General features: G+C 69.4%; 5 protein-coding genes. All 5 read left to right on the top strand.

Annotation, left to right across the window (positions count from 1 at the left end; translation table 11 throughout):
* A partial coding sequence (locus tag X803_RS0114105; protein ID WP_026545625.1) for an FtsX-like permease family protein occupies positions 1–2,405 on the top strand: 2,405 nt, incomplete at its 5' end.
* On the top strand, positions 2,402–5,131 hold the full coding sequence (locus X803_RS0114110; RefSeq protein ID WP_026545626.1) for an FtsX-like permease family protein: 2,730 nt from the start codon (positions 2,402–2,404) through the stop codon (positions 5,129–5,131). The genes X803_RS0114105 and X803_RS0114110, both read left to right, overlap by 4 nt.
* A 13-nt stretch (positions 5,132–5,144) precedes the next feature.
* Entirely contained in the window at positions 5,145–6,038 is an 894-nt protein-coding gene (locus X803_RS20255) for an ABC transporter ATP-binding protein (protein ID WP_253907487.1), read from the top strand.
* Complete coding sequence (locus tag X803_RS0114120) at positions 6,035–6,733, top strand: ABC transporter ATP-binding protein (RefSeq protein ID WP_026545627.1); 699 nt, start codon at positions 6,035–6,037, stop codon at positions 6,731–6,733. The genes X803_RS20255 and X803_RS0114120 overlap by 4 nt, the downstream gene beginning before the upstream one ends.
* A gap of 160 nt (positions 6,734–6,893) precedes the next feature.
* A partial coding sequence (locus X803_RS20260; RefSeq protein ID WP_084033809.1) for a Flp family type IVb pilin occupies positions 6,894–7,114 on the top strand: 221 nt, incomplete at its 3' end.

The following is a 7,114-nucleotide window of genomic DNA, read 5'->3' on the forward strand; positions in this document are numbered from 1 at the left end:
TGAACAGCGGCGGCGTGGTTCCGTCCGGAGGGCTCGCCGGCGTGCTCTCCTCCGCGGCCGACGCAACGCAGTCTGTGAGCGCTGTCCTCCCGATTGCGCTCGTGGTGCTCGTTGCCCTGAGCGCCGTGACTGTCGTCCAGTTCACGCGGCTGCTCGCCGGCACGCGGGCAGCCGAGGACCGGCTGCTGGGCGCCCGCGGCCTGGCCCTGGGCCAGCGCGCCGCCGTCGCCGCGCTGGAGATAGTGCCGCTGGCTGTCGGCGGTTGCCTGCTCGGGTGGGCCGCCGCCGTCGTCCTGGGACCGCTGCTGTCCACCGGCGGTGAGACCGGGTATGTCGAGGGGATGGGCGGGTTCGCGGCGGCGAGCTGGACGGTCCCGCTGCTGTGCGCGGGAATCACGGCCGGAGTTTTTGTGGGCGGCGCGGTGCTTGCAGGGCTTCGCGAACACAATCCGCAGCGGGACGCGGCACGGACGGCGCGGGTTGCATCGTTCAGCGTGCTCGCAGTGCTCCTGGCGGCGACGGGGCTCTCGCTCTGGCAGTTCCTGCTGTACCGGTCGCCGCTCGTGGAGTCCGGCGGCGCACTGCGGGTGAATCCGCTCGCTGCGCCGGCACCCGCGCTGCTGCTCCTCACGGGTGCGGCGCTGGCTCTGGTGGCCACGGGGTGGCTGGCCCGCGGGATCGAGCGATCCCTGGCATCTCGGTCCCGGCTCGGAGTGCTCCTGGCGGCGCAGCAGGTGTCGCGACGGGCAGCGTCCTACATCATTCCGATCGCGCTGATCACCGTCACGGCGGGCACCGCGACGTTCACCGCCGCCTACGCGCAGACCACAACCCGGTCCCAGGACGCGGCGTCGCAGCTCGGCAACGGTTCCGACATCCGCCTCACGCTTCCCGGCCCGCAGGTGGTGCGCTCCGCGGAGGATGTTCCCTCGCTGGTCCCCTACACGAACGGGGGTGCCGTGACGGCAGGGTCGCTCGCGTTCCGGAGCGAAGCACGGCTGGCCTCCATCAACGCTCCCCTGCTTGCGGTCGATGCGGCGGCACTGCCCGGCCTCCTCGCCGACGGCCGCAGCCTGCTGGACGTGGACGGGCTCTCCGCCGCTCTCGCCTTTGAGCCGCCGGCGCCCGAACCTGCGCTGACCCTGACGCCCTCCGCAACCCAGGTGCGAATGCAGTTCACCTCAAGAGGCACCCCCCAGGATGGAAGAACAGCCGACGACGGCGCCACCTCCCGCGCAGCCTCCGTCACCGCCTGGATCCGGACGGAGGTCGGAGACCTTGTGCCCGTTCCTGCAGGAACTTTGGCACTGTCCGGCTCCGGTGACCAGGCCCATTCGCTGTCCTTTGCGCTCCCGGAGGGGCTGCGCCCGGCGGCGCTGGTTGCAGTTGACCTCAGCCTCGAGCCGTCGACCGATGAACGCGGGTACGAGCTGGAGCTCACCGGTGTCTCCAGCGACGGCGGGATCGGGAACGGTCAGGGTCGATTCATCGAGGATCCGACCCTCGGGCTCGCGCCGGGCGCTTTCGGTGCAGGGCCCTCCGGGATTGAGCCGCTCGATGAGGGGGTGGGCGTGCGTTTCCCCGCGGAGGGTTCGGCTACCGGCACCGTGCAGGCGCGCCTGCTGGCCGGGACCGGGGCGCCGCTTCCCGTGGCGCTCACCGAAGGGCTGCTGGCGGATCTCGACCTGGCTGTCGGGGATCCGGTCTCGCTGCGTCCCGGAGGCGTGCAGATCGACGGCGTTGTAACCGCGGCAGCCCCCGTCCTTCCCGGGACCACGGACAGTTCGGCGGCGCTGGTTGACCTGCAGGCCTACAGTCACGCGTCCCTGGCCGTCTCCCCCGCGCCTCCCCGGGCCGGGGAAATCTGGCTCTCCTCGACCGACCGGGACGCCACTGCCGCATCAGCCGCGCAACTCGCCGGGCCGGGCGCCATGGTCTCCACCGCGGACAACAGCCTCACTGGACGGTTCCTGGCGCCGGCTCCGGTATCGCTGTGGATCGGGGCCCTCGGCGCGCTGCTGATCGGCGGCGCCGCCCTGGCCGCGAACCTTCTGACACTCGTGCAGTCCCGGCGCTCCGAGGTGGCCGTCCTGCGAGCGCTCGGCATGCAGGCGCGCGACCAGGTGCGCGGGCGCCGGTGGGAGGTGCTCGGTGTCGGCGGTGCCGCCGTCGTACTGGGGTTGCTGGCCGGGCTGGGAGTGGCGGCGCTGACCGTGCCGCTGCTCGCTCAGGCGGTGGTGGTGAACGCCTCGGAGGCCCTTCAGGCGCCGTTGTCCATCGCTGCGCTGCCGCTGCTGGGCGTGCTCGCCGCCCAGGTGCTGATCCTGGTGCTCGCAGCCTGGTTCTACGGCGAGCGCGTCAGGCGTCAGGCGCTCGCTCCGGCGGTGGCGGTGGAGGCGCCGTGACCCTGTACCGGCTGCTGCACCGCCAGTTCCGGCACTCCCGGTGGCCGTCGGTGCTGCTGGCGTCCATTGTGCTGGTGGTGTCCGCGTTGCTGTGCGCGTGGCCGCGGGCGGTGGACGCCATGTACACGGCGGATCTGCGTGAGTCCGTGGCGGAGTTGGCCGGGTCGCAGCAGGCGGTCCGCGCGTTCAGCTCCGCCTTCCCACCCACGGAGGACTTCAGCCACACCTTCACCGAACCCGACGAGGGCGGCCGCACGGCCGATGCCCTTACCGACATCCGGGAGGGCCTCGCCCAGCCACTCGCCTCCGTCCTCGGAGAGGGTCGCTGGCTCGCAACCGGAGTCGGCTCCCGGGTCACGCCCCTGCCGGAGGGCATCCGCGAACTGATACTGAACTACGCGGCCGATATGCAGGCGCTTGAGCACCTCGAGCTCATTGAAGGTGAGCTTCCCGGGCCGCCGCCGGAGGAGTACGGACAGGAGCCCGTGGACATCCTACTGTCGCAGGCCTCCGCGGAGTCCGCCGGGTGGCAGGTGGGCGAGGAACGGAACATCACAGTCCTCCTGCGCGGATCCCCTGACGGGGACAGCCGGGAAGTTCGGGAACAGCCCGTGGTCCTCAGCGGAACCTATGCTGCGAAGGACCCCGGTTCGCCCTACTGGAGCCTCAACAACTCGCTGCTCACGGCGGCGGAGGACTTCAACCCGGACACCGGGACGGCGGTCAACGCAACGGCCTTCGTCTCCCCCGCAGCCTTTCCCTTCCTCGCGCCGGCTGTCGACCACGTGCAGACGTCCTACTGGTATCCGGTCTCCACCGATACCCTCACCGCGGGCACCGCCGGGCGGACGGCAGCCCAGCTGCGCGAATTCCTCGGTACCCCGCAGCACGTTCCGTCCGCCGTTTCTCCCGGACCCACGGTGGTGTTCGGCTCGGAAACGCCTGCCGCCATGGCGGACGCTACCCAGCGGGCCGCGTCCACCCACCAGATCCTGGCGCTCCTTGCGTCCGGGCCGCTGGGCGTCTGCCTGGCCACCGCGGCCCTCGCGGTACGGCTTCTCCTCGAACGACGGCGGGGCGCCCTGGCCCTCGCCTCGGCACGGGGAGCGGGTGACCTGCAGTTGCGCGGTGCCCTGGCACTCGACGGGCTTCTCATCGGCGTCCCGGCCGCGGCGCTCGGTGCCCTGGCGGCGTTCCTGTTAGTACCGGTGCCGTTCTCACCGGCGCATCTTCTCTGGCCGGTGCTGGCGGCTTTCCTGCCCGCGGTGCTGATGGCGGTGCAGCACCGTCCGGAGGTGCAGACCCGGCAGGACCTTACCTCCTCAGCACGTAACCGGTGGCGCGTGAGTGCGGAGGCCGCCGTCGTCGTGCTGGCTGTAATCGCGACCATTCTGCTCGCCGGGCGAGGACTGGTGCAGGGGTCCCTGGAGTACGGGGAAGCGGATCCGCTGCTGTCGGCGACGCCGCTGCTTATTGCGCTGGCCGTCGGCGTGCTGGTGCTGCGGCTGTATCCGCTGCCACTCGAGTGGTTTGCGCGGGTCCGGCGGCGGAGTCCGGGGCTGGTGGGGTTCCTCGGGGCATCGCGTGCGGTGCGGTCGCCCGGCGTCGGGCTGGTGCCGGTGCTCGCGCTGGTGGTGGGGCTCGCCGTCGTTCTCCTCTCCGGTGTGCTGCTGTCCACGTTCCGTGAGGGCGTCACGGCTGCGGCGGAGGCCCGCGTCGGTGCGGACCTGCGGATCCAGGGGCCGCCGTTCAATGGGGAACAGGTGGAGCAGATCCGGTCGGTGGAGGGAGTCGCGTCGGTAGCGGCGGTGACCGATCTGGGGAGGCTCCGGACGGAGACGGGCGGGCGCCAGACGAAGGACGTCGACCTCCACGCCGTCAGCCCTGATGCCCTGTTGGCAGTGCAGGAGGGCCTCTCCGGCGCGTTTCCTGCGGACCTGTTGAACGCCCTCTCGGAGCGCGCATCTGGGGACGCATTGCCCGTGGTGGTGTCACCGGCGCTGGACCTCGAGGAGGGCACCACTCTTGAGCTGCGCTATCGCGGTATGTCCGTGGAGGCGGAGGTAGTGGGAACCGGCCCGGCGGAGGTGGTGTTCTCCTCCACCACCGCGTGGGCGCTGGTTGACGAGGCAGCGGTCGGCGCTGTGGAGGAGCGGACGTTCGAGCCGTCAGTACTTTTGGTGGACCTGCACGACGACGCCGGTTGGGTGACGGATACTGTCGCCGACATTGCCAGCGGGCCGGTCCTGCAGCAGACGCCGGGTGAACAGGTTGAGCGGGTTCTGGCGTCCGCGTCCGGGAGGGGGCTGCAGCTTGGTTTGTGGGTTGTTATTGGAGCAATGGCCGTCCTGTGCTCGCTGACGGTCGTCATGACGGCGGTGGCGAATACGCCGGCGCGCAACCGGCTGATCGCCCTTTTGCGCACGCTCGGGTTTCCACAGCGGCGGGATGGTGCGCTGACGCTTTGGGAGCTTGGGCCGATGACCGGCGCCGCGATGCTGGCGGGGACGGCGCTGGGGTTGTTGCTGCCGTTCGTGATTCTGGGCGCACTCAACCTGTCGGCATTCACCGGCGGAAGCGAAGAGCCCGCGCTGGCCCTGCACCCGGGGCTGCTTCTGGGGTTGATGGCGGGATTCCTGTTGGTGGTGGCGGCGTCGGTTGTTGGCGCGGTTACTGCCGGCAGGCGGCAGCGATTGGCAGCGGTTCTTGGTGGAACGGATATCTGAGGTGGGCACGATGATGACCAGTACGCAGCCGCACATCCTGTGCGAGGACGTAGTGCGGATCTTCAAGGGGGAAGGCATTGAGGTGCAGGCCCTCCAGGGTCTGAACCTGACGGTGATGCCGGGTGAGATGACCGCAGTCGTCGGTGCGTCCGGGTCCGGGAAGTCGACGCTGCTCACCCTCCTCTCCGGGCTGGACCGTCCCACCGCGGGGAAGGCCCAGGTGGCTGGCGTCGACCTGCTGGGACTCAGCCGCAGGGAACGCTCGCGGTATCAGCGGGAAACCGTCGGGTTCATCTGGCAGCAGACGCCGCGGAACCTGCTGCCGTACCTGACCGCTGCGGAAAACGTGGCGCTGCCTCTGGCGATCACCGGGCGGAGGAATCCGGACGCGCGCGTCGCTGAGCTGCTCGAGCTGACCGGTGTGGCGCACTGCCGGGACCGCCGTCCGGGAGAAATGTCCGGCGGGGAGCAGCAGCGGGTGGCTCTCGCCGTCGCACTGTCCAACCAGCCGAAGGTGATTCTGGCGGACGAGCCGACCGGCGAGCTGGACGAGCACACCTCCGCCGAGGTGCTCGAGGCAATGCGGCGGGTGAACGAGGAACTGGGCACCACCACGCTGATCGTCACGCATGATCCCACCGTGTCCGGGCATGTGAAGCGCACGGTGCAGATCCGTGACGGCCGCTGCTCCACGGAGACCCTGCGCCGGACCGGCCTGAATAACGACGGCGATGAGCACCTGATTGCCGAGGAGTTTGCGGTGATCGACAGGGTTGGGAGGCTGCAGCTGCCGCAGGAGTTCATGGAGAGTCTGGACATGAAGGACCGGGTGCGGTTGGGGTTGGAGCCGGATCATGTGCGCGTGACGCCGGCGGACACCCGGACTGATTCGGAGGAAGCCCGATGAGCGTGGCTGCTCCTGCGCTGCGGGCGGTCGGGGTGACGAAGACTTATGGCGCCGGTGAAAGCGCAGTGCGCGCCTGCACGGACGTTTCGCTGTCCGTGCAGGCCGGCGAATTGTTGGTGGTGAAGGGGCCTTCCGGATCCGGGAAGACGACGCTGCTGAACTGCATCGGCGGGCTCGATGAGCCGGACAGCGGGAGCGTGTTCGTGGGGGATCTCGAGCTGACGGCGATGCGGGAGTCCGATCGGGTGGTGCTGCGGCAGACGCACCTCGGGTTTGTGTTCCAGTCCTTCGGACTGATCCCGATCCTCAGCGCGGCGGAGAACGTCGAGGTGCCGATGCGCCTTGTCGGTATGCGTCCCGCGGAGCGGCAGAACCGGGTGGATGAGCTGCTGGAACTCGTGGGCCTGGCACGGCATCGTCACCAGCGGCCGGCGGAGCTTTCGGGTGGCCAGCAGCAGCGGGTGGGGCTGGCGAGGGCTCTGGCGAACCGGCCGAAGGTGCTGATCGCCGACGAACCCACCGGGCAGCTCGACAGCGTGACCGCCGGCGCCATGATGGATCTGGTGAGCGATCTGGTGCGCAGCCATCGGGTGGCGGCCATTGTGACCACCCATGATCCGTTGCTGGTGCAGCGTGCGGACCGGGTTCTGGAGCTGCACGACGGGCGATTGCAGTCCGCGGAAAGCGGCACGTAAGCGCAAGAAAGACGCAAGAAAGAGCGCAGGAAAACGGTCCACGGTTAGGGTTCGCGCAGGATTGGTTCAAGCCGGGTAATAACGGGGTTTTCCACTGCTAACTTTTTTCTCAGAGCTGGTGAACGCCAGCCACACCATCTCGTACACAGGAGAACCCCAAATGCTGTCTCACCTCGTATCTTTCGCAAATACGGTCAAGGCTCGCGCTTCCCGCGACGAGACCGGCGCCACCGCCGTTGAGTACGGCATCATGGTTGCCCTCATCGCCGTCGTCATCATCGCAGCTGTCACCCTCCTCGGTGGCCAGATGAACGACATGTTCATGGAGGTTTCCTGCAAGATTCAAGGCCAGGTCGTAGACGCCGCCGGCACCGGTTGTGC

This window comes from Arthrobacter sp. 35/47 (assembly GCF_000520475.1).
GTDB classification, from domain to species: Bacteria; Actinomycetota; Actinomycetes; order Actinomycetales; family Micrococcaceae; genus Arthrobacter_D; species Arthrobacter_D subterraneus.